Here is a 22,758-nt window from a genome sequence, read left to right as displayed (position 1 = left end):
TACGATCAGGAAGGGGCCGTCCCGAGGAGGCACCGCATGGCCGAGGACGCCCGGAGGGCCGGGGAGCGCGATCCCGTCCAGGAGATGGCCCGTGAGGGCAAGCGGCTCCACCGTGACTTCGGACGGCTCGCCGCGCTCGGCATCCTGCTGGTGATCGGCGGTGCCGTCGGTCTGGTCTACACGGGCGTCGCCACCCTCACCTCGATGCTGCTCTTCGGCTGGCTGCTCCTGATCGGAGGTGTGGTGGGCCTGCTCCAGGCGGTCCAGTCACGGGGCACCAGCTACTTCTGGCTCGCCGCGGTGGTCGCCGCCCTGAACATCGCGGCCGGAGTCGTGGTGATCAAGCACCCGGAGGGCTCGGCGGAGGCGCTCACGATGTTCGCCGCCCTGCTGTTCCTGACCGGCGGGCTCTTCCGCCTGGTGGGAAGCGTGGTGGTGCGGGGGCCGCAGTTCGGCTGGACCCTGCTCCAGGGCGCGTTCGGGCTGCTCCTGGGCCTCCTCGTGCTGTTCGACTGGCCGTCCAGCAGCCGTTACGTCCTGGGGTTCTTCTTCTCGCTCGCGCTGCTCTTCGACGGCCTCGGCCTGATCGCGATCGGGGTGGGCGGGCGGAGGATCGTGAGCATGGTGACACCGACTCCGGACCCGGCTCGGGACCCGGCTGGGGGCACTCCGCCCGAGGTGACAGAAAGCGCACCCGATCAGTCGAACAACTGACACGGGCATACGTACCCGATCAGAAGGCAGCCGATAAGTATCGACTTCTGGTCAGTAGGCCGGTCCGCCTCCGCGCATTGCCAAGACTCGATCCGTGGCGAGAATCGAGCACGAGGGTGGAAACCGGACCGTGGAGAACCACGGGGGCGTTTCCGCCCGGCAACCGTCCTACGAAGGAGTCTGGCGCTTCACCGCTGCCGCGGTCGACGTCTCCGTCCCGCAGGCCCGGCACGCCGTGCGCGACCTGTTGGTCCGCCAGGGCGTACCGCTCCATGAGGAGATCATGGACGGCCTGCTGCTGATCGTCTCCGAGCTGGTCACCAACGCCGTACGGCACGCGGCGCTGCTCTCCCCGCAGATAGCGGTGGAGGTGGCCATCGGACCCGAGTGGATCCGGGTGTCCGTCGAGGACAATCATCCGTACCGCCCCAAGGCCCTGGAGGCGGACTACGGGCAGACCGGAGGCCGGGGTCTGCTGCTGGTCCGGGAGATCGCGGCGGAGGCCGGCGGCACGTGCGACGTCGAGCACACCGCGACCGGCGGGAAGATCATCTGGGCGGCGCTGCCCCTGGCTCCGATGGCACCGGGGCCGGGGGCAGCGCTCGGGCTCCCCGTGGTCACCAGCCCCCGGACGGACCCGTCAGCTCCCTGACGGCCGGGCGGGCCGCGTCGAGCACCGTCATGAACCAGGCGGAGAACGGCGCCTCGGCGTGCCGCTCGGCCAGTTCCCCGGGGGTGACGAAGGCGGTGTCCTCGATCTCCTCCGGGTCGGGGACCGGAGGGGCCTGCACGAGGCCGACGAAGAGGTGGTTGAACTCCTGCTCCACCAGGCCCGAGGCCGGGTCCGGGTGGTTGTAGCGGACGGTGCCCGCCTCCGCGAGCAGCGTCGGGGAGACGCCGAGCTCCTCGAAGGTGCGCCGGGCGGCCGCGGCGAACGGCGCCTCGCCCGGGTAGGGGTGGCCGCAGCAGGTGTTCGACCACACGCCGGGGGAGTGGTACTTGCCGAGCGCCCGGCGCTGGAGCAGCAGCCGCCCCGACTCGTCGAAGAGGAAGACGGAGAAGGCGCGGTGGAGCTGGCCGGGAGCCTGGTGGGCGGCGAGCTTCTCGGCCGTGCCGATGGTCGTCCCGTCCTCGTCGACCAGTTCGAGCATGATCGGCGCCGTGGCTCCGGACGGCTGGACACCGTTCGACGCGATCTCCGGCGAGATCTGTGCCGCGGTGGCTGGTGTGGTCGGCATACCCATCCTTCGCTTCGGTCCTCCGCCCCGGTGGGGCCAGCTCAGTCTGCCGTACAAAAGCGGCTTGTCCGTACTTCGACGGCCGGACGTGGCCGCTCCCGGCTCACCGGGGGTGACTCCGGTGAGCCGGGAGCGGGATGCTCCGGGCGGTCCCTACACCCCGAAAGCCGCCGGATAAGTGATCGTGCCGGACGGAACGGGCATCGAATCGTCGAGGACGAGCGCCATCATCGCCTCGTCCGGCACCTCGAAACCTGGCCGGATTCCATACTCGGACGCACGTACGAACCCGAACCGCGGGTAGTACTCCGGATGGCCCAGTACGAGCACCAGCCGTTCCCCGCGCAGCCTGGCCGCGTCGAGCACCGCCCGTACGACGGCCTGTCCGGCTCCCGTCCGCTGGTGTCCGGGAGTCACCGAGACCGGTGCGAGCGCGGCCGCCGGTGCGTCGCCCACCCGGCAGCGGGTGATCAGGGCGTGCGCGACGACCTGACCGTCCGGGGCCTCGGCCACATGGGAGAGCCCCGGCAGCCAGGCGTCGGGGTCCCGGCGGAGCGCGTCGACCAGATCGGCCTCGTCCGTCGAGCCGAAGGCCGCCGCGGTGATCTCCCGGACCTCCCCGGCCTCGCCGTCCCGCTCGGGGCGGACCGGCCAGCGCGGGTCCACGGGCCGCAGGACGAAGTCCGCGTACCCGTACGAGGTGCCGTGCTCGCGGTGCGGGGCGAACTCGTCGCGGGCGCCCGCCACCGCCTCCGCCATGCCGGGATCTGTGATGTCAGCGGTGTCGGCGCGGGCGGTGAGCGGTCCGTGGTGCGCCTCCCGGTCGCTCTCCGGCCCGGTGAGGCAGCCGAGGACGTGCCAGCCCGCCCCGATCGCCGCCGCCGCGTTCTCGGCGACGGTACGGAGCGGGTGCGGCCCCGACCGGAGGGCGCGGGCCGCCGGGCCGGGACCGGGGGCGGCCCGGACGCGTTCGGTCAGGACGAGCGTGCCTCCCGGGGCGAGCAGCCGCCGCCATTCGGCGAGTGCCCGGTCGAAGCCGAGGACCCCCGGGCTCTCGGCCCGGACGACGTCGAAGGAGCCGTCGGGGAAGGGGAGGGCGCCCAGGTCGGCCCGGACGGTACGGATCGAGCCGTCCAGACCCCGGGCGGCGGCGGTCTCCCGCAGCTCGGCGAGGAACGGCTCGTGCGGGTCCGCGGCGGTCACCTCGGCCCCCGCCGCGGAGGCCAGGAGCAGCGCGCCGCGGCCGGGACCGCGGCCCAGGCCGAGGACGCGCGGCCGCTCGGGGAGCGGCCCGGCGAGCGGGAGCAGCCGGTGGACGGCGGTGTCGGAGCCGGGGCCCTGCCGGGGAGGACCGGAGGGCGGGGTGAAGGGGGCGTGATGCCGTGCGTTGTCGGACAACGTGGAGAACCCTTGGTGTGAGGGTCCCGGCCGACGGCGAGACGTACCGGTGGAAGCCGGAGTCGGGTCAGCCGGAGACCCGGAGGAGGAAGGACCGGGTGCTGCCGCTCGGAGCGGCCTCCATGGCGACGGTCATCGACCTCAGCTCCTCATTCCGTTCCCGCACGTAACCGGACGGCCAGGCTAACAGGCGGCGGCACCGGCGGCGGGCCCGTGAGCCCGCCGCCGGTGCCGCCCGTGGTCACAGGCAGAGCTTCCCCTCGTGCTCCGCGTGCCCGGCCGGCTCCAGCTGGAAGGTGCAGTGCTCCACGTCGAAGTGGGAGCCCAGGCAGCCCTGGAGCGAGTGCAGCATCTTCTCGTGCCCCACCGCGTCCAGCGCCCCCTGGTCCACGACCACGTGCGCCGACAGCACCGGCATTCCCGAGGTGATCGTCCAGGCGTGCAGATCGTGCACGTCGTCGACGCCCGGCAGGGCCAGGATGTGGGCCCGCACCTCCGCCATGTCCACACCCTTGGGCGCCGCCTCCAGGAGCACGTCCAGCGTCTCCCGGAGCAGCTTGACCGTCCTCGGCACGATCATCAGGCCGATCACGATCGAGGCGATCGGGTCCGCGTACTGCCAGCCCGTCAGCAGGATGACCGAGGCCGCGACGATCACGGTGACCGAACCCAGGGCGTCCGCGAGGACCTCCAGGTACGCCCCGCGCACATTGAGGCTCTCCTTCTGGCCCCGCATCAGCAGCGACAGCGAGATCACGTTCGCGACCAGACCGACCACCGCGAACGCGATGGCGAGCCCGCCCTTGGTCTCCGCGGGCTCCATGAACCGCTGGATCGCCTCGTACAGCACGTAGCCGCCCACACCGAGGAGCAGCAGACAGTTGGCCAGCGCCGCCAGGATCTCGGCCCGCGCGAAGCCGAAGGTGCGGTTACCGGACGGCGGCCGGTTGGCGAAGTGGATGGCGAGCAGCGCCATCGCGAGGCCGACCGCGTCGGTCGCCATGTGGGCCGCGTCCGCGATCAGCGCGAGCGAGTCGGCGAGCACACCACCGATGATCTCGACCACCATCACGGACAGTGTGATGCCGAGCGCGATCCGCAGCCGGTTCCGGTAGGCGAGGCCCGCCGTCCCGGTGGGCGCCGGGCCGCCGTGGCTGTGCCCGTGGTCGTGTCCAGCCCCCATCGGATGGCCTCCAGATCATGTGGTCGACAAGTGCTCCGATGCGCAAGTGAACTACGGGTGGGGGGTATGCGCAACACGGTACTGAACACCGTTGTCATATGCTCTGACCTGCGACGATGCATTCAGGACGGGGGGTGGCGAGAAGGCGCCGTCCGGGGGTCGGCCCCCGCCGGTGAGGCGGGGTTTGTGGGCCGGGCCGCCGATCACCGATGATGATCTACGCAGGACGCGGCGCACCCGTACGCACACAGGTGGGCCCGGGGGCGTCCTGCCCGCGAAGCCTCGGTGAACTCACGCTTCTGTTCATCCGATAGCCTCAGCCGACGTGTCGCCGCCCGGTGCCGGGCCGCACCGCCGTGTCCGGGGCCGCCATGGGTTCCGCCGGCCCCTCCGTCAGCTCCAAGGAGTGAGTTCGTCTGTCGACCGCCATCCTCACCGGCCCCCCGGCACCCGGCTCCTCGCTCGACGGAGACCTGCGGTCGCTCGGCTTCGACGTCAGGGCCGCCTCCGGCGCCGACGAGGCCGCCGCACTGCTGGCCACCGTCCCCGCGGGTGAACGGGTCGCCCTCGTCGACGCCCGGTTCGTCGGCCACCGCCACGCGCTGCGCCTCGCCCTCACCGACCCCCGGTTCCCCGCCGCCGCCGCACCCGGCGCGCTCACCGCGCAGCCCGGGGCCCGCCCCGCGCTCACCCGCGCCCTGAGCACCGCGACCGTCCACGGCTCCGACGACCTCACCGGCACCCTCGCCGACGCCCTCGACGCCGACGGCGTCGCCGTGCACCGGCCCCAGCTCGGCAGCCTGGTCGCCGCCGTCCCGACCGACGCCGAGGCCCGCCACCGGGCCCGTACCGCCGTGGACGCCGTCGACGACGAGGCCGTCCGCCTCCGCTCCGCCGTCAAGGCCCACGACGGCTTCTTCACCACCTTCTTCATCAGCCCGTACTCCCGCCACATCGCCCGCTGGTGCGCGCGCCGCGGACTGACCCCCAACCAGGTCACCACCGCCTCGCTGCTCACCGCCCTGGTCGCGGCGGGTTGCGCCGCGACCGGCGACCGCGCCGGATACGTCGCGGCGGGCGTCCTCCTCCTCGTCTCCTTCGTCCTCGACTGCGCCGACGGGCAGCTCGCCCGCTACGCGCTCAAGTACTCGACGATGGGCGCCTGGCTCGACGCCACCTTCGACCGCGCCAAGGAGTACGCCTTCTACGCGGGCCTCGCCCTCGGCGCCGCCCGGAACGGCGACGACGTCTGGGCGCTGGCGCTCGGCGCGATGGTCCTCATGACCTGTCGGCACGTCGTGGACTTCTCGTTCAACGAGGCCAACCACGACGCCACCGCCAACACCAGCCCCACCGCCGCCCTCTCCGACCGGCTCGACGGCCTCGGCTGGACCGTCTGGGCGCGCCGCATGATCATCCTGCCGATCGGCGAACGCTGGGCGATGATCGCCGTCCTCACCGCCGTCACCAGCCCCCGGATCGTCTTCTGGGCGCTGATCGTCGGCTGCGCCTTCGGCGCCTGCTACACCACGGCGGGCCGCGTCCTGCGCTCCCTGACCCGCAAGGCGAAGCGCACCGACCGCGCCGCCCAGGCACTGGCCGACCTCGCCGACTCCGGCCCCCTCGCCGGGATCGCGGGCCGCGCCCTGCGCCGTACCGGCATCCTGGTGCTCCCGCCGCTGGTCCTCGCGCTGATCGCCACGGGCGCGCTGCTCGCCGCGGTCCTCGCCCGCCCGTTCGGCGCCACGCAGACGGTCGTCGCCGCGGTCTTCTACGTGGTGTTCGCCGGTGCGGCCGTCGCCCGCCCCCTCAAGGGCGCCCTCGACTGGCTCCTCCCGCCGCTCTTCCGCGCCGCCGAGTACACCACCGTCCTCGTGCTCGCGGCCCGCTCCGACTCCCCGGGCGCCCTCCCGGCGGCGTTCGGGCTGGTCGCGGCGGTCGCCTACCATCACTACGACACGGTGTACCGCATCCGCGGCGGCACCGGCGCGCCGCCCGCCTGGCTGGTGCGCGTCACCGGCGGACACGAGGGGCGCACGCTCCTGGTGACCGTCCTCGCCGCCCTGCTGGCGGATCGCGGTGACGACTTCACCCTGGCCCTGACCGCCCTGGCGGTGGCCGTCGCGCTCGTGGTGCTCGTGGAGTCCATCCGTTTCTGGGTCTCCTCCGGAGCACCCGCCGTTCACGACGAAGGAGAAACAGCATGATCGGCCTCGTACTCGCAGCCGGTGCCGGACGGCGACTGCGTCCCTACACCGACACGCTCCCGAAGGCCCTCGTGCCTGTCGACGGCGACACCACGATCCTCGACCTCACCCTGAAGAACTTCGCCGAGATCGGCCTCACCGAGGTCGCGATCGTCGTCGGCTACCGCAAGGAAGCCGTCTACGCCCGCAAGGAGGCCCTGGAGGCGGAGTACGGCCTCAGCATCACCCTGGTCGACAACGACAAGGCCGAGGAGTGGAACAACGCCTACTCCCTGTGGTGCGCCCGTGAGGTCCTCAAGCGCGGTGTGATCCTCGCCAACGGCGACACCGTCCACCCGGTCTCCGTCGAGAAGACCCTGCTCGCCGCCCGCGGCGACGGCAAGAAGATCATCCTCGCCCTCGACACGGTGAAGCACCTCGCCGACGAGGAGATGAAGGTCATCACCGCCGAGGGCAAGGGCGTCCAGCGCATCACCAAGCTGATGGACCCGGCCACCGCCACCGGCGAGTACATCGGTGTCACCCTGATCGAGGCCGAGGCCGCCGAGGAACTGGCCGACGCCCTCAAGGCCACCTTCGAGCGCGACCCCGACCTGTACTACGAGGACGGCTACCAGGAGCTCGTCAACCGGGGCTTCACCGTGGACGTCGAGCCCATCGGCGACGTCAAGTGGGTCGAGATCGACAACCACGACGACCTCACGAAGGGCCGGGGGATCGCGTGCCAGTACTGACCCGGCTGATCCCCTCACCGGTCGTCGTCGACATCCGCAGGGGAGCGCTGGACGACCTGTCCGCGCTCCTCGCGGACCAGCGGATCTCCAGCAACGGCAAGATCGCCGTCGCCATCAGCGGCGGCTCGGGCCTCAAGCTCCGCGACCACTTCGCCCCCGAGCTGCCCGGCGCCGACTGGTACCCGGTCTCCGGCGGCACCATCGACGAGGCCGTCAAGCTCGCCGACGCCATGCGCGGCAAGCGGTACGACGCCGTGGTCGCCCTCGGCGGCGGCAAGATCATCGACGTGACCAAGTACGCGGCGGCCCGGGTCGGGCTGCCGCTGGTGGCCATCGCCACCAACCTGTCGCACGACGGGATCTGCTCCCCGATCTCCACCCTGGACAACGACAACGGCCGGGGTTCCTACGGCGTACCCACCCCGATCGCCCTCGTCATCGACCTGGACGTGATCAGGGAAGCCCCGGTGCGCTACGTGCGCTCCGGCATCGGCGACGCGATCTCCAACATCTCCGCCCTCGCCGACTGGGAGCTGTCCCACCGGGTGAACGGGGAGCACGTCGACGGCCTCGCGGCGGCCATGGCCCGCAGCGCGGGCGAGGCGGTGCTCCGCCACCCCGGCGGCGTCGGCGACGACGACTTCCTCGTCACCCTCTCCGAGGGCCTGGTGATGTCCGGCATCGCCATGTCGATCAGCGGGGACAGCCGCCCCTCCTCGGGCGCCTGCCACGAGATCAGCCACGCCTTCGACCTGCTCTTCCCGACCCGCGCCGCCAGCCACGGCGAGCAGTGCGGACTCGGCGCGGCCTTCGCCATGCACCTGCGCGGCGCCCATGAGGGCACCGCCCAGATCGTGGAGACCCTGCGCAGGCACGGACTGCCCGTCGTGCCGCAGGAGATGGGCTTCACCGTGGACGAGTTCGTCCAGGCGGTGTCCTTCGCCCCGCAGACCAGGCCGGGCCGCTTCACCATCCTCGAACACCTCGACCTCTCCGACGACCAGATCAGGGACGCGTACGCCGACTATGCCAAAGCCATCCGTAGCTGAGCTCCGCCCGGTCGTCCACCCGCCGGGTGTGAAGGACCGCCGCAGCGGAGAGCACTGGGGCGGCCGTCTGTACATGCGGGAGATCTCGATCCGGATCACCCGACGGCTCGTCGGCACCAAGATCACGCCGAACCAGCTGACGTACGTGATGACCCTCGCGGGCGTCCTCGCGGCCCCCGCGCTGCTGGTGCCGGGCATCCCCGGGGCGCTGCTCGGCGCGCTCATGGTCCAGCTCTACCTGCTGCTCGACTGCGTCGACGGCGAGGTGGCCCGCTGGAAGAAGCAGTTCTCGCTCAGCGGCGTGTACCTGGACCGGGTCGGCGCCTATCTGTGCGACGCGGCCGTGCTCGTCGGCTTCGGCCTGCGCGCCGCCGACCTGTGGGGCTCGGGCCGGATCGACTGGCTGTGGGCCTTCCTGGGCACGCTCGCCGCGCTCGGCGCCATCCTGATCAAGGCCGAGACCGACCTCGTCGGCGTGGCCCGGCACCAGGGCGGTCTGCCGCCGGTCAAGGAGTCGGCCTCCGAGCCGCGCTCCTCCGGCATGGCACTGGCCCGCCGGGCCGCCGGTGCGCTGAAGTTCCACCGGCTGGTCCTCGGCATCGAGGCGTCGCTGCTCGTCGTGGCCCTGGCGGTCGCGGACCAGATCCGCGGCGATCTGTTCTTCACCCGGCTCGGCGTGGCCGTGCTCGCCGGGATCGCACTCCTGCAGACCGTGCTGCACCTGGTGTCCATCATGGTCTCCAGCAGGCTGAAGTGAGGCCCGCCGTGAGCAATCCGCTGAAGGTCGGCGCCGTCGTCATCACGATGGGCAACCGTCCCGACGACCTGCGCGCGCTGATCGACTCGGTCGCCAAGCAGGAGGGCGACCCCGTCGAGATCGTCGTCGTCGGCCAGGGCACCCCGGTCACCGGGGTGCCCGACGGGGTCCGCACCGTCGACCTGCCCGAGAACGTCGGCATCCCCGCCGGCCGGAACGTCGGCATCGAGGCCTTCGGTCCCGGCGGCACCGACGTCGACGTCCTGCTCTTCCTCGACGACGACGGGCTGCTCGCGCACTCCGACACCGCCGAGCTGGTCCGGCAGGCGTTCACCGCCGACCCGCGCCTGGGCATCATCACCTTCCGGATCGCCGACCCGGTGACCGGCGAGACCCAGCGGCGGCACGTGCCGAGGCTGCGCGCCTCCGACCCGATGCGCTCCTCGCGGGTGACCACCTTCCTCGGCGGCGCCAACGCGGTCCGCACGAAGGTCTTCGCCGAAGTCGGAGGTCTGCCGGACGAGTTCTTCTACGCGCACGAGGAGACCGACCTCGCCTGGCGCGCGCTCGACGCCGACTGGATGATCGACTACCGTTCCGACATGGTGCTGTTGCACCCCACCACAGCACCTTCCCGGCACGCCTCGTACCACTTCAACGTGGCCCGCAACCGAGTCTGGCTGGCACGTCGCAATCTGCCCGCGCCCCTGGTGCCGGTGTATCTCGGCGTCTGGCTCCTGCTCACCCTGGCCCGTCGGCCCTCGGTCCCCGCCCTCAAGGCGTGGTTCGGCGGATTCCGCGCCGGCTGGAGCACTCCCTGCGGACCGCGCCGTCCCATGAGGTGGCGTACGGTGTGGCGGCTGACCCGGCTGGGTCGCCCCCCGGTCGTCTGACATCGTGGTACCGACGTGCCGCGCATCTTGAACACGAAAGTTTCGACTTGTGAGTGACACACAGCAGGGCGGGGCGGTCGCGACGAGCGCGCCCCCGTCCGTCGACGCGGGTCTGACGCCCGCCGCGCTCGCCGAGAAGTACGGTCTGGCGGTCAGCGGTGCCCGGCCCGGACTGCTCGAGTACGTCCGTGAGCTGTGGAGCCGCCGCCACTTCATCCTGGCCTTCTCCTCGGCGAAGCTGACCGCCCAGTACAGCCAGGCGAAGCTGGGCCAGGTGTGGCAGGTGGCGACTCCGCTGCTCAACGCCCTGGTCTACTACCTGATCTTCGGGCTCATCCTGGGCGCGGGCCGGGGGATGAGCAAGGACGTCTACATTCCGTTCCTGGTCACCGGCATCTTCGTGTTCACCTTCACCCAGAGCTCGGTCATGGCCGGAGTGCGGGCCATCTCCGGGAACCTGGGCCTGGTGCGGGCCCTGCACTTCCCCCGGGCGACCCTGCCGATCTCGTTCTCCCTCCAGCAGCTCCAGCAGCTGCTGTACTCGATGATCGTGCTCGTCGCGATCGCCATCGCCTTCGGCAGCTACCCCTCGGCCCGCTGGCTGCTGCTGGTTCCGGCACTGGTGCTCCAGTTCGTGTTCAACATCGGCCTGGCCATGATCATGGCCAGGATGGGCTCCAAGACGCCCGACCTCGCCCAGCTCATGCCGTTCGTGATGCGCACCTGGATGTACGCGTCCGGCGTCATGTTCTCGATCCCCGCGATGCTCGCCGACAAGCCCGCGTGGATCGCCGACGTCCTCATGTACAACCCGGCGGCGGTCTACATGGACCTCATCCGCTTCGCGCTCATCGAGGGGTACGGCGCCGAGAACCTGCCCGCGCACGTCTGGATGACCGCCCTCGGCTGGGCGCTCGTCTTCGGCATCGGCGGCTTCGTCTACTTCTGGAAGGCCGAGGAGAGGTACGGCCGTGGCTGACACGAACCGGTCCAGCATCCCCACCGTCATCTGCGACGACGTCCACATCGTCTACCGCGTCAACGCCGGTGGCGGCGGCAAGGGCAGCGCCACGGCCGCCATGAGCCGTATCGTCGGCCGGGGCAAGGCCGAGGTCAGCCGGGGCGTCCGCAAGGTGCACGCGGTGCGCGGGGTCACCTTCACCGCCTACCGGGGCGAGGCCATCGGCCTCATCGGCAGCAACGGCTCGGGCAAGTCCACGCTGCTGCGTGCCATCGCCGGACTGCTGCCGACCGAGAGCGGCAAGGTCTACACCGACGGCCAGCCCTCGCTCCTCGGCGTCAACGCGGCGCTGATGAACGACCTCACCGGTGAGCGCAACGTGATCCTGGGCGGTCTCGCCATGGGCATGAGCCGCGAGGAGGTGCGCTCGCGCTACGAGGGGATCGTCGACTTCTCCGGCATCAACGAGAAGGGCGACTTCATCAGCCTGCCCATGCGCACGTACTCCTCCGGCATGGGCGCCCGGCTCCGCTTCGCCATCGCCGCCGCCAAGAACCACGACGTCCTCCTCATCGACGAGGCGCTGGCGACCGGCGACCGCAAGTTCCAGATCCGCTCCGAGGAACGCATCCGCGAGCTGCGCAAGGAGGCCGGCACGGTCTTCCTGGTGAGCCACAGCAACAAGTCCATCCGGGACACCTGCGACCGGGTGCTCTGGCTGGAGAAGGGCCAGCTCCTGATGGACGGCCCCACGGACGAGGTCCTGAAGGCCTACGAGCGGGAGACCGCCCGCTGAGCCCGCCCGGTCCCGTACCGCCCCCACCGCTCCGGTGGGGGCGGTTCCGTTTTTTGCCCCTCGCACGGTCGCCTGGAATGTTCATGCGGTCAACATCGGGCAGGATGAGCCCATGGCAGCGAACTCGGGAGGCAAGACCTATCACCACGGCGATCTGCGCAACGCGCTGATCTGTGCCGCCGTGGACCTCGCCACCGAAGGCGGCCCCGAACGGGTCGTGCTGCGGGAGGCGGCCCGCCGGGTCGGCGTCTCGCCCACCGCCGCCTACCGGCACTTCGACGGCCGGGGCGAGCTCCTGCACACCGTCAGGACCCACGCCCAGCGGGTCCTCGCCGAGGCCATGGAGCACGCCGCCGCCCGCGAGCCCGGTGCCGACGACCCCGCCCTCGCCGCCGAGCGCAGACTCGGGGCGCTGTGCCGGGCGTACGTCGGCTTCGCCGTGGAGCACCCCGGGCTCTACCGGGCCGCGTTCTGCGCTCCCCGGCCGACCGGCACGGACCTGACGGCCGGGGAGTTCCGGGCGCCGGGCTCCGCGCAGGACCGCCAGCCCGCCGAGCCCGAGATCCGCGCCTTCACCCTGCTCCGCGACGCCCTCGAAGCCCTCGCGGGCAACCCCAGGCCGGGCGCCCGCGCCGCCGGGGGAGCCGCCGCGTGGTCGGCCGTGCACGGACTGTCGCTCCTCCTGCTCGACGGCCCCCTGCGCCGCCTCCCGGTCCAGCGCAGGAACGCCGTCGTCGAGACCACGCTCGCCATGGTCGTCTCCGGGACCCGCACCCCCTGACCTCCACTCCTGCTCGAACTCCCTTTGTTCCAGAGCCGGTTGACGAGCCGTTCGGGAGGACGGCGGGGCGGTCGGCACCCCGGAACGCCGACGGACGTCGTACAACGTAAGCTGGACCGGTCTGTTTCGCGGCAAGTAGGGCGATACTCCACAGTCATCGGGCGCCGTGACGGCGGCGCTCCGCGCGGGGGTCGGCGGCGTGTCCGAAATAGGATGGATTGGATCGGCAGTGTAGAACGGGAGACGTGACGGCCATGACGCAGAATCTCCAGCTCCACGAGGGTGTCGCCGTCCCTCCGTCGGGCAGTGCCCTGTGACGGACACCCGGCAGGGGCGCCCCGACGCCTCCGCGCGCACCACGCTCGACAAGGCGGCGGACGAGAACTTCCCCGTGGCCCCCTTCTTCCTGCCCCGGGCCTGGCGCGACGACCTCATGGCCGTCTACGGCTTCGCCCGCCTCGTCGACGACATCGGCGACGGCGACCTCGCCCCGGGCGGCGCCGACGCCCGCCACCTCGGACTCGACCCCGGGGCGGCCCGCGACCGGCTCGCCCTCCTCGACGCCTTCGAGGAGGACCTGCACCGGGTCTTCGACGGCGTCCCCCGTCACCCCCTGCTGCGCGCCCTCCAGCCGACCGTACGGCGCCGCGGCCTCACCCCCGGGCCCTTCCTCGGCCTCGTCGCCGCCAACCGCCAGGACCAGCTGGTCAGCCGCTACGAGACCTACGACGACCTCCTCGCGTACTGCGAGCTGTCCGCCAACCCCGTCGGCAGGCTCGTCCTCGCGATCACCGGCACGGACACCCCCGAGCGGATCCGCCGCTCCGACGAGATCTGCACCGCCCTCCAGATCGTCGAGCACCTCCAGGACGTCGCCGAGGACCTCGGCGACGGCCGCGTCTACCTCCCCGCCGAGGACCTCAGGCGCTTCCGCGTCACCGAGGACGACCTCGCCCGGCCCACCGCCGGAGCGTCCGTGCGCGCCCTGATCGCCTTCGAGGCCCAGCGTGCCCGCGACCTGCTCCACGCGGGCGGCCCGCTCGTCGGCAGCGTCCGCGGACGGCTCCGCCTGCTCCTCGCCGGATTCACGGCGGGCGGCCACGCGGCGCTCGACGCGATCACCGACGCCGGTTACGACGTGCTGGCCGGCCCACCGAAGTCCACCAAGCCGAGCCTGATGCGCCAGGCTGGAGCGGTCCTGCTCCGGGCGCGGAAAGAGGGGTGAGCGCGACCGTGGAGGCACAGCCCCAGCCGTCCGCACCGGTACTGGCCGCCTACAGCTACTGCGAGGCGGTCACCGGACAGCAGGCGCGGAACTTCGCCTACGGGATCCGGCTGCTGCCGACCGAGAAGCGACAGGCGATGTCCGCGCTGTACGCCTTCTCCCGGCGCGTCGACGACATCGGCGACGGCCCGCTCCCGCCCGAGGTCAAGCGCGACCGCCTGGAGGCCACCCGCGCCCTCCTGGACCGCGTCCGCGCCGACAAGGTCGACGAGGACGACACCGACCCCGTCGCCGTCGCCCTCGCGGACTCCGCCCGCCGCTTCCCGATCCCGCTCGACGGCCTCGACGAACTCATCGACGGCGTCCTCATGGACGTGCGCGGCGCGACCTACGAGACCTGGGACGACCTCAAGGTCTACTGCCGCTGCGTCGCCGGGGCCATCGGCAGGCTCTCCCTCGGCGTCTTCGGCACCGCGCCCGGCGCCCAGGGCGCCGACCGCGCCCCCGAGTACGCCGACACCCTGGGCCTCGCGCTCCAACTCACCAACATCCTCAGGGACGTACGCGAGGACGCGGGCAACGGACGCGTCTACCTGCCCGCCGACGACCTCGCCAAGTTCGGCTGCGGCGACGGCTTCGGCGGCGGCACCCCGCCGCCCGGCTCCGACTTCGCGGGCCTCGTCCACTTCGAAGTGCGGCGCGCCCGCGCCCTGTTCGCCGAGGGCTACCGGCTCCTGCCGATGCTCGACCGGCGCAGCGGCGCCTGTGTCGCCGCCATGGCCGGGATCTACCGGCGCCTCCTCGACCGGATCGAGCGCGACCCCGAGGCCGTGCTGCGCGGCCGCGTCTCGCTGCCCGGCCGCGAGAAGGCGTACGTCGCGGTGCGCGGCCTCTCCGGCCTCGACACCCGGCACATCGCCCGCCGCACCGTCAGGAGGCGCGTCTGATGCCCCCGTCCCGCCCCGGCCGCCGCGCAACCGCGGGCGCCGCCCCGGCGTCCCTGCTCGCGGCGGCCCCGGCCGCCCCGGCGGCGACCGCGCCCCGCCCGCCCGAGACGACCCGAACGGAGACCGCGTGACCCACGACGCGACCGAGCGGACCGACCGGCAGCCCCGCGCCGTCGTCGTCGGTGGAGGACTCGCGGGCGTCACCGCCGCGCTCCGGCTCGCCGAGGCCGGACTCGGCGTCACCCTCCTCGAAGGCCGCCCCCGGCTCGGCGGCCTCGTCTTCTCGTTCCGGCGCGGCGACCTGTCCGTCGACAACGGCCAGCACGTCTATCTGCGCTGCTGCACCGCCTACCGCTGGTTCCTCGACCGGATCGACGGCGCCCGGCTCGCCCCGCTCCAGGACCGCCTCGACGTGCCCGTGCTCGACGTCGGCGGGCCCGAGGGCCCCCGCCTCGGCCGGATCCGCCGCGACGCCCTGCCGGTCCCGCTGCACCTCGCGCGCGGCCTCGCCGGCTACCCGCACCTCTCCCTCGCCGAGCGCGCCTCCGTGGGCCGCGCCGCGCTCGCCCTGAGGAAGCTCGACCCCGCCGACCCGGCCCTCGACGGCATCGACTTCGCCACCTGGCTCGGCCGGTACGGGCAGTCCCCGCGGACCGTCGAGGCGCTGTGGGACCTCATCGGCGTCCCCACCCTCAACGCCCCCGCCGCGGAGTCCTCCATGGGGCTGGCCGCGATGGTCTTCAAGACCGGACTGCTCTCCGAGCCCGGTGCCGCCGACATCGGCTGGGCCCACGTCCCGCTCGGCGAACTCCACGACACCCGGGCCGCGAAGGAACTGGACGCCCTCGGGGTCCGTACCGTGCTCCGCGCCAAGGCCGAGCGGATCTCCCGCACCGACGGCGGACGCTGGACCGTCGAGGTGCCCGGCGAGACCCTGGAGGCAGACGTCGTCGTGCTGGCCGTGCCGCAGCAGGAGACCCACGGTCTGCTGCCCGAGGGAGCCCTCGACGACCCCGACCGGCTCCTCGACATCGGTACGGCACCGATCCTCAACCTGCACGTGGTGTACGGCCGCAAGGTGCTGAAGCGGCCCTTCTTCACCGCCCTCGGCTCCCCGGTGCAGTGGGTCTTCGACCGCACGGGGTCCTCCGGACTGACCGGCGGCGGCCAGTACCTCGCGATCTCCCAGTCGGCCGCCCGGGACGAGATCGACGAGCCCGTCGCCGCCCTGCGCGCCAAGTACCTCCCCGAGCTGGAGCGGCTGCTGCCCGCCGCCCGGGGCGCCGACGTCCGCGACTTCTTCGTCACCAGGGAGCGGACGGCGACGTTCGCCCCGGCACCGGGCGTCGGCCGGCTCCGCCCCGGTGCCCGCACCCGGGCCCCGGGGCTGTACCTGGCCGGGGCCTGGACCGCCACCGGCTGGCCCGCGACCATGGAGGGTGCGGTGCGCAGCGGTCTGAGCGCCGCGGGCGCCGCGCTCTCCACCCTCGGCCGCCGCCATGACCATCCGCTGCAGGAGGCGGCATGAGTGTGAGTACCGGAACAAGAGGAGAGACCGTGCCGACTGTGCCGCCGGGTAATCCGGCCGTCGACACCGCGGACGTGTCCGCACTGCTGGAGCGGGGACGGACCCTGTCCACCCCCGTACTGCGGGCGGCCGTCGACCGCCTCGCGCCGCCCATGGACACCGTGGCCGCCTACCACTTCGGCTGGATCGACGCGCAGGGCAACCCGGCCGACGGCGACGGCGGCAAGGCCGTCCGCCCCGCGCTCGCCCTGCTGTCGGCCGAGGTCGCGGGCGCCGCGCCCGAGGTCGGGATCCCCGGCGCCGTCGCCGTGGAACTCGTCCACAACTTCTCGCTGCTGCACGACGACCTGATGGACGGCGACGAGCAGCGGCGCCACCGAGACACCGTGTGGAAGGTGCACGGACCCGCGCAGGCCATCCTCGTCGGCGACGCGCTGTTCGCGCTCGCCAACGAACTGCTCCTCGAACTCGGCACCGTCGAGGCGGGCCGGGCCACCCGCCGCCTCACCACCGCCACCCGCAAGCTCATCGACGGGCAGGCCCAGGACATCTCGTACGAGCACCGCGAGCGGGTCACCGTCGAGGAGTGCCTGGAGATGGAGGGCAACAAGACGGGCGCCCTGCTCGCCTGCGCCGTCTCCATCGGCGCCGTCCTGGGCGGCGCCGACGACCGCACCGCCGACAAGCTGGAGGAGTACGGCTACCACCTCGGCCTCGCCTTCCAGGCGGTGGACGACCTCCTCGGCATCTGGGGCGACCCGGAGGCCACCGGCAAGCAGACCTGGAGCGACCTGCGCCAGCGCAAGAAGTCCCTGCCGGTCGTCGCCGCCCTCGCGGCGGGCGGTCCCGCGTCCGAGCAGCTCGGTGAACTCCTCGCCGCGGACGCCAAGTCCACCGACTTCGACAGCTTCTCCGAGGAGGAGTTCGCCGCCCGCGCCGCCCTCATCGAGGAGGCCGGAGGACGCGAGTGGACCTCCCAGGAGGCCCGCCGTCAGCATGCCGTCGCGATCGAGGCCCTGAACGAGGTGGACATGCCCGCCACCGTGCGGGCCCAGTTCGTCGCACTCGCCGACTTCGTCGTCGTACGGAAGAGATGATCACCATCACCCTGATATGAGTTCGCGGTCGCCGGCCGGTGCCTTCTGGCGCCGGCCGACGGCAGACCCGTGGAAGCAGAAGCGATCCGACTGCCGCAAAGGGGAAGCCATGACAGCGACGACCGACGGAAGCGCAGGGGCCGTGGGCCCCCGGGCGGCCGCGGCCAGCACCACGCACGACACCGGCGCCTCCGGCCCCGACGGCCCCGCCGCACGGGCCCTGGAGAGGGGCGTCGGGCACCTGCTCGCCCACCAGGACCCGGCGGGCTGGTGGAAGGGCGACCTGGAGACCAACGTCACCATGGACGCCGAGGACCTCCTCCTCCGCCAGTTCCTCGGCATCCTCGACGCCGACACCACCCGGGCCACCGCCCTCCACGTCCGCCGCCTCCAGTACGAGGACGGTTCCTGGCCCACCTTCCACGACGGGCCCGGCGAACTCTCCGCCACCGTCGAGGCCTATGTGGCGCTGCGGCTCGCCGGGGACCCGCCCGAAGCCCCGCACATGGCCCGCGCCTCCGCCTGGGTCAGGGCACGCGGCGGCATCGCCTCCGCCCGGGTCTTCACCCGCATCTGGCTCGCCCTCTTCGGCTGGTGGCGCTGGGACGACCTGCCCGAGCTGCCGCCGGAACTGCTCTTCCTGCCGAAGTGGTTCCCGCTCAACATCTACGACTTCGGCTGCTGGGCCCGGCAGACGATCGTGCCGCTCACCGTCGTCTCCGCGACGCGCCCGGTCCGCCCCGCGCCCTTCCCGCTCGACGAGCTCCACACCGACCCCGCCCGGCCGAACCCGCCCCGGCCGCTGGCCCCCGCGACCGGCTGGGACGGCCTCTTCCAGCGCCTCGACAAGGCGCTGCGCCTCTACCACCGGGTGGCGCCCCGCGCCGTCCGCCGCACGGCCATGAACCTCGCCGCCCGCTGGATCGTGGAGCGCCAGGAGAACGACGGCTGCTGGGGCGGCATCCAGCCCCCCGCCGTCTACTCGATCATCGCCCTGCACCTCCTCGGCTACGACCTGGGGCACCCCGTCGTGCGGGCCGGTCTCGAATCCCTCGACCGGTTCGCGGTGCGGGGCGAGGACGGTTCACGGATGATCGAGGCCTGTCAGTCACCGGTCTGGGACACCTGTCTCGCCACCATCGCCCTCGCCGACGCGGGGCTCAGCCCCGACCACCCGGCCCTGGTGAAGGCCGTGGACTGGATGCTCGACGAGGAGATCACCCGGACCGGGGACTGGGCGGTGCAGCGGCCCGGACTGCCCCCGGGCGGCTGGGCGTTCGAGTTCCACAACGACACCTACCCCGACATCGACGACACCGCCGAAGTGCTGCTGGCCCTGCGCCGGGTGGACCACCCCGACCCCGCCCGGGTGCGGGCCGCCGCCGACCGGGGCATCCGCTGGACCCTCGGGATGCAGTCGCGGAACGGCGCCTGGGGGGCCTTCGACGCCGACAACACCAGCGCGTTCCCCAACAAGCTGCCGTTCTGCGACTTCGGCGAGGTGATCGACCCGCCCTCCGCCGACGTCACCGCCCACGTCGTGGAGATGCTCGCCCACGAGGGCCTGGCCAAGGACCCCCGCACCCGCCGGGGCATCGCCTGGCTGCTCGCCGAACAGGAGCCGAACGGCGCCTGGTTCGGCCGCTGGGGCGTCAACTACGTCTACGGGACCGGCTCGGTGCTGCCCGCGCTCACCGCCGCCGGACTGCCCGTCGCCCACCCGGCGGTGCGCCGGGCCGTCGACTGGCTCGGGACCGTACAGAACGAGGACGGCGGCTGGGGCGAGGACCTCCGCTCGTACCGGGAGGAGGAGTGGATCGGCCGGGGCGCCTCCACCGCCTCCCAGACCGCCTGGGCGCTCATCGCGCTCCTCGCCGCCGGGGAACGGGAGTCCGAGGCGGTCCGGCGGGGCGTCGGCTGGCTCGCCGCCACCCAGCGGGAGGACGGCTCCTGGGACGAGCCCCACTTCACCGGCACCGGGTTCCCCTGGGACTTCTCCATCAACTACCACCTCTACCGGCAGGTCTTCCCGGTCACCGCGCTCGGCCGGTACGTCCACGGGGAGCCCACGCCCGGCGGCGCGCCCTCGGGCGCGCCGGGTGCCCCGGTCGGCGCCTCGCTCGGCAGGGACCGCTGATGGGGCGCGAGCCGGGCCCCGCCGCCCCGCCGCCGCTGCTGATCGCCTGCGCGCTCGGCATCGAGAAGCTCGCCCTGCGCAGCGGCGACCGGGGCGGCGCCCCCGGGCCGGTCACCGTGCTCCGCACCGGGATGGGCCCCGACCGGGCCCGTACGGCCGTGTCCCGGGCCCTCACGGCGGAGGGGGCCCGGGAGGCCGCCGTCATCGCCTCCGGCTTCTGCGCGGGCCTCGCCCCCGGAATGCACCCCGGGGACCTGGTCGTCGCCGGGGAGACCCGGGGAGCGGACGGCACGACGCTCTGCACCGGAGTGGACCTCCTGGTGAAGGCCCTGGTCAGGGCGGTGCCGGGGCGGGCCGTCCACACCGGGCCGCTGACCGGCTCCGACCATGTCGTGCGCGGGCCCGAGCGGGCCGCGCTGAGGGCCACCGGGGCCGTCGCCGTCGACATGGAGTCCGCCGCGACCCTGGGAGCCGCCCGCGCCGCCGAGGGCCCCTGGGGCGGTCCGGGCGTGCGTCCGGTTGCGGCCGTCCGGGTGGTCGTGGACGCTCCTGAGCATGAGCTGGTCCGGATCGGCACGGTACGCGGGGGAATATCGGCCTTCCGTGTCCTTCGCGCAGTCCTTCCCGCGTTTCTCGAATGGCACCGTTCTTTGCTGCTCCCCAGGAGGTGAACGAGTTATGGCCATGCCGCTCCGTCAGTCCGTCCGGGTCGGGACCTACCTCTTCGAACAGAAGCTCCGCAAGCGGGACAAGTTCCCCCTCATCGTCGAGCTCGAGCCGTTGTTCGCCTGCAACCTCAAGTGCGAGGGCTGCGGAAAGATCCAGCATCCGGCGGGCATCCTCAAGCAGCGGATGCCGGTCGCCCAGGCGGTCGGCGCGGTCCTGGAGTCCGGCGCCCCGATGGTCTCCATCGCGGGCGGCGAACCCCTGATGCATCCTCAGATCCACGAGATCGTGCGCCAGTTGGTGGCCAAGAAGAAGTACGTGTTCCTCTGCACCAACGCGATGCTGATGCGCAAGAAGCTGGAGGACTTCACACCGTCGCCGTACTTCGCCTTCGCCGTGCACATCGACGGGCTGCGCGAGCGGCACGACGAGTCCGTCGCCAAGGAGGGCGTGTTCGACGAGGCGGTGGCGGCCATCAAGGAGGCCAAGCGGCGCGGCTTCCGGGTCACCACCAATTCCACCTTCTTCAACACCGACACCCCGCAGACGATCATCGAGGTGCTCAATTTCCTCAACGACGACCTCCAGGTCGACGAAATGATGATCTCGCCCGCCTACGCCTACGAGAAGGCGCCCGACCAGGAACACTTCCTCGGCGTCGAGCAGACCCGGGAACTCTTCAGGAAGGCCTTCGCCGGAGGGAACAGGCGCCGCTGGCGGCTCAACCACTCGCCGCTCTTCCTGGACTTCCTGGAAGGAAAGGCGGACTTCCCGTGCACCGCCTGGGCCATTCCCAACTATTCGCTCTTCGGCTGGCAGCGCCCCTGCTATCTGATGAGCGACGGCTACGTCCCCACGTACCGCGAACTCGTCGAGGACACCGACTGGGACAAGTACGGCCGAGGCAAGGACCCGCGCTGCGCCAACTGCATGGCCCACTGCGGGTACGAGCCCACCGCCGTCCTCGCCACCATGGGCTCCCTCAAGGAGTCCCTGCGCGCGGTCCGGGAGACCGTCTCGGGAAACAACAGGTGAGCGACGCGTGAAGGGTGAGTTCGACCTGCGGGCGCTGCTCGCCGAGCGCGGCGGCGAGGGCTACGAACTGCACGCCCGCCACCTCAACCACCAGCTGCCGAGAATGCTCCGCACCATCGGCTTCGACAAGGTCTACGAGAGGGCCGAGGGCGCCCACTTCTGGGACGCCGACGGCGTCGACCACCTCGACATGCTCGCGGGCTTCGGCGTGATGGGTCTCGGACGGCACCACCCGGTCGTCCGCAAGGCCCTCCACGACGTCCTCGACGCCCAGCTCGCCGACCTCACCCGGTTCGACTGCCAGCCGCTGCCGGGGCTGCTCGCCGAGCGCCTGCTGGCGCACAGCCCCCATCTCGACCGGGTCTTCTTCGGCAACAGCGGCACCGAGGCGGTCGAGACCGCCCTCAAGTTCGCCCGGTACGCCACCGGGCGTCCCAGGGTCCTGCACTGCTCCCACGCCTTCCACGGGCTCACCGTCGGCTCCCTCTCCGTCAACGGAGAGAGGGGCTTCCGGGACGGCTTCGCCCCGCTGCTGCCCGACACCGCGATCGAGCTGGGCGACCTCGACGCGCTGGAGCGGGAGCTGCGCGAGGGCGACGTGGCCGCCTTCGTCGTCGAGCCCGTCCAGGGCAAGGGCGTCCAGGAGTCCCCGCCCGGCTTCCTGCGGGCGGCCCAGGAGCTGCTGCACCGGCACGGGGCCCTGCTCGTCGCCGACGAGGTGCAGACCGGTCTCGGCCGGACCGGCGACTTCTACGCCTATCAGCACGAGGAGGGCGTCGAGCCGGACCTGGTCTGTGTCGCCAAGGCGCTCTCCGGCGGCTATGTGCCGGTCGGCGCCACCCTCGGCAAGGACTGGATCTTCAAGAAGGTCTACTCGTCGATGGACCGGGTCCTGGTCCACTCGGCGAGCTTCGGTTCGAACGCGCAGGCCATGACCGCCGGGCTCGCCGTCCTCTCGGTCATGGAGAACGAGGGCACGGTCGCCCACGCGCGCCGGATCGGCGACCTGCTCTCCGGACGGCTCAAGGAGCTGGTGCCCCGGTACGAGCTGCTGCACGAGATCCGCGGGCGCGGTCTGATGATCGGGATCGAGTTCGGCCGTCCGTCCTCACTGGGGCTGCGCGGGCGCTGGACGATGCTCCAGGCGGCCCGCAAGGGTCTCTTCGCCCAGATGGTCGTCGTCCCGCTGCTCCAGCGCCACCACATCCTCACCCAGGTCTCCGGGGACCGTCTGGAGGTGATCAAACTGATTCCGCCGCTGGTCATCGACGAGGCGGACGTGGACCGGTTCGTCACCGCCTTCACGGCGGTCATGGACGACGCCCACGGCGGCGGCGGGCTGATGTGGGACTTCGGGAGGACACTGGTCAAGCAGGCGGTCGCCCAGCGCTGACCTGCCGAGTCCGCCAGCC

At 72.3% G+C, this 22,758-nt stretch carries 22 protein-coding genes; 19 read left to right on the top strand and 3 right to left on the bottom strand.

The window, feature by feature from the left end:
• Positions 1–36: 36 nt before the first annotated feature.
• Both ACIO92_RS02800 and ACIO92_RS02795 read left to right on the top strand, forming a co-directional pair.
• Positions 37–714, top strand: a complete 678-nt coding sequence (locus ACIO92_RS02800; protein WP_366442891.1) for a DUF308 domain-containing protein — start codon at positions 37–39, stop codon at positions 712–714.
• Positions 715–844: 130 nt separating this feature from the next.
• Positions 845–1,366 (top strand): ATP-binding protein, encoded by a 522-nt coding sequence (locus ACIO92_RS02795; protein WP_366442940.1) that lies wholly within the window; start codon positions 845–847, stop codon positions 1,364–1,366.
• Here the strand turns inward: ACIO92_RS02795 and idi are convergent.
• From idi to ACIO92_RS02780, 3 genes are all read right to left on the bottom strand, one after another.
• Positions 1,332–1,952 carry an isopentenyl-diphosphate Delta-isomerase gene (gene idi, locus ACIO92_RS02790; protein ID WP_366442892.1) on the bottom strand — a complete coding sequence of 207 codons (621 nt, stop codon included), beginning with the start codon at positions 1,950–1,952 and terminating at the stop codon, positions 1,332–1,334. The genes ACIO92_RS02795 and idi overlap by 35 nt on opposite strands.
• Positions 1,953–2,105: 153 nt before the next feature.
• Positions 2,106–3,350 carry a GNAT family N-acetyltransferase gene (locus ACIO92_RS02785; RefSeq protein ID WP_402281118.1) on the bottom strand — a complete coding sequence of 415 codons (1,245 nt, stop codon included), beginning with the start codon at positions 3,348–3,350 and terminating at the stop codon, positions 2,106–2,108.
• A gap of 241 nt (positions 3,351–3,591) precedes the next feature.
• Entirely contained in the window at positions 3,592–4,533 is a 942-nt protein-coding gene (locus ACIO92_RS02780; RefSeq protein ID WP_366442894.1) for a cation diffusion facilitator family transporter, read from the bottom strand.
• A gap of 416 nt (positions 4,534–4,949) precedes the next feature.
• Between ACIO92_RS02780 and ACIO92_RS02775 the strand changes: the two genes are divergently transcribed.
• The 17 genes from ACIO92_RS02775 to ACIO92_RS02695 all read left to right on the top strand — a co-directional run bounded on the left by ACIO92_RS02775 (position 4,950) and on the right by ACIO92_RS02695 (position 22,739).
• Entirely contained in the window at positions 4,950–6,740 is a 1,791-nt protein-coding gene (locus ACIO92_RS02775; protein ID WP_401242485.1) for a DUF5941 domain-containing protein, read from the top strand.
• Positions 6,737–7,474: a phosphocholine cytidylyltransferase family protein gene (locus ACIO92_RS02770; protein WP_366442895.1), complete on the top strand. Its 738-nt coding sequence runs from the start codon at positions 6,737–6,739 to the stop codon at positions 7,472–7,474. Before ACIO92_RS02775 ends, ACIO92_RS02770 begins: the two co-directional genes overlap by 4 nt.
• On the top strand, positions 7,462–8,523 hold the full coding sequence (locus ACIO92_RS02765) for an iron-containing alcohol dehydrogenase family protein (RefSeq protein ID WP_366442896.1): 1,062 nt from the start codon (positions 7,462–7,464) through the stop codon (positions 8,521–8,523). The genes ACIO92_RS02770 and ACIO92_RS02765 overlap by 13 nt, the downstream gene beginning before the upstream one ends.
• The gene (locus ACIO92_RS02760) at positions 8,501–9,280 is read left to right on the top strand and encodes a CDP-alcohol phosphatidyltransferase family protein (protein ID WP_401242417.1); all 780 of its coding nucleotides are present in this window, start codon (positions 8,501–8,503) and stop codon (positions 9,278–9,280) included. The genes ACIO92_RS02765 and ACIO92_RS02760 overlap by 23 nt, the downstream gene beginning before the upstream one ends.
• 8 nt (positions 9,281–9,288) lie before the next feature.
• The gene (locus tag ACIO92_RS02755; RefSeq protein ID WP_366442898.1) at positions 9,289–10,173 is read left to right on the top strand and encodes a glycosyltransferase; all 885 of its coding nucleotides are present in this window, start codon (positions 9,289–9,291) and stop codon (positions 10,171–10,173) included.
• A 49-nt stretch (positions 10,174–10,222) separates the two neighbouring features.
• Positions 10,223–11,152, top strand: coding sequence for an ABC transporter permease (locus ACIO92_RS02750; RefSeq protein WP_366442899.1), 930 nt, complete (start codon positions 10,223–10,225; stop codon positions 11,150–11,152).
• A complete protein-coding gene (locus ACIO92_RS02745) occupies positions 11,145–11,930 on the top strand; it encodes an ABC transporter ATP-binding protein (protein ID WP_366442900.1) in 786 nt (261 codons plus the stop codon). The genes ACIO92_RS02750 and ACIO92_RS02745 overlap by 8 nt, the downstream gene beginning before the upstream one ends.
• Positions 11,931–12,042: 112 nt before the next feature.
• Positions 12,043–12,711 carry a TetR/AcrR family transcriptional regulator gene (locus ACIO92_RS02740; protein WP_366442901.1) on the top strand — a complete coding sequence of 223 codons (669 nt, stop codon included), beginning with the start codon at positions 12,043–12,045 and terminating at the stop codon, positions 12,709–12,711.
• A 313-nt stretch (positions 12,712–13,024) separates the two neighbouring features.
• Positions 13,025–13,936, top strand: a complete 912-nt coding sequence (gene hpnC, locus ACIO92_RS02735; protein WP_402281122.1) for a squalene synthase HpnC — start codon at positions 13,025–13,027, stop codon at positions 13,934–13,936.
• Entirely contained in the window at positions 13,933–14,883 is a 951-nt protein-coding gene (gene hpnD / locus ACIO92_RS02730) for a presqualene diphosphate synthase HpnD (protein ID WP_366442903.1), read from the top strand. Before hpnC ends, hpnD begins: the two co-directional genes overlap by 4 nt.
• On the top strand, positions 14,883–15,014 hold the full coding sequence (locus tag ACIO92_RS02725) for a hypothetical protein (RefSeq protein ID WP_366442904.1): 132 nt from the start codon (positions 14,883–14,885) through the stop codon (positions 15,012–15,014). The genes hpnD and ACIO92_RS02725 overlap by 1 nt, the downstream gene beginning before the upstream one ends.
• Complete coding sequence (gene hpnE, locus ACIO92_RS02720) at positions 15,011–16,411, top strand: hydroxysqualene dehydroxylase HpnE (RefSeq protein ID WP_401242409.1); 1,401 nt, start codon at positions 15,011–15,013, stop codon at positions 16,409–16,411. Before ACIO92_RS02725 ends, hpnE begins: the two co-directional genes overlap by 4 nt.
• On the top strand, positions 16,408–17,508 hold the full coding sequence (locus ACIO92_RS02715; RefSeq protein ID WP_366442906.1) for a polyprenyl synthetase family protein: 1,101 nt from the start codon (positions 16,408–16,410) through the stop codon (positions 17,506–17,508). Before hpnE ends, ACIO92_RS02715 begins: the two co-directional genes overlap by 4 nt.
• Before the next feature lie 109 nt (positions 17,509–17,617).
• Entirely contained in the window at positions 17,618–19,645 is a 2,028-nt protein-coding gene (gene shc / locus ACIO92_RS02710; protein WP_366442907.1) for a squalene--hopene cyclase, read from the top strand.
• Complete coding sequence (locus tag ACIO92_RS02705; RefSeq protein WP_402281126.1) at positions 19,645–20,316, top strand: 1-hydroxy-2-methyl-2-butenyl 4-diphosphate reductase; 672 nt, start codon at positions 19,645–19,647, stop codon at positions 20,314–20,316. The genes shc and ACIO92_RS02705 overlap by 1 nt, the downstream gene beginning before the upstream one ends.
• Positions 20,317–20,323: 7 nt before the next feature.
• Entirely contained in the window at positions 20,324–21,346 is a 1,023-nt protein-coding gene (gene hpnH, locus ACIO92_RS02700) for an adenosyl-hopene transferase HpnH (RefSeq protein WP_366442909.1), read from the top strand.
• Between the two features lie 7 nt (positions 21,347–21,353).
• The gene (locus ACIO92_RS02695) at positions 21,354–22,739 is read left to right on the top strand and encodes an aspartate aminotransferase family protein (RefSeq protein ID WP_366442910.1); all 1,386 of its coding nucleotides are present in this window, start codon (positions 21,354–21,356) and stop codon (positions 22,737–22,739) included.
• The last annotated feature ends 19 nt before the right edge of the window (positions 22,740–22,758 follow it).

This window comes from Streptomyces sp. NPDC087215, assembly GCF_044744885.1.
GTDB lineage: Bacteria > Actinomycetota > Actinomycetes > Streptomycetales > Streptomycetaceae > Streptomyces.
The sequence above is the reverse complement of the archived record's forward strand: the minus strand, read 5'-3'. Positions and strand labels throughout refer to the sequence as shown.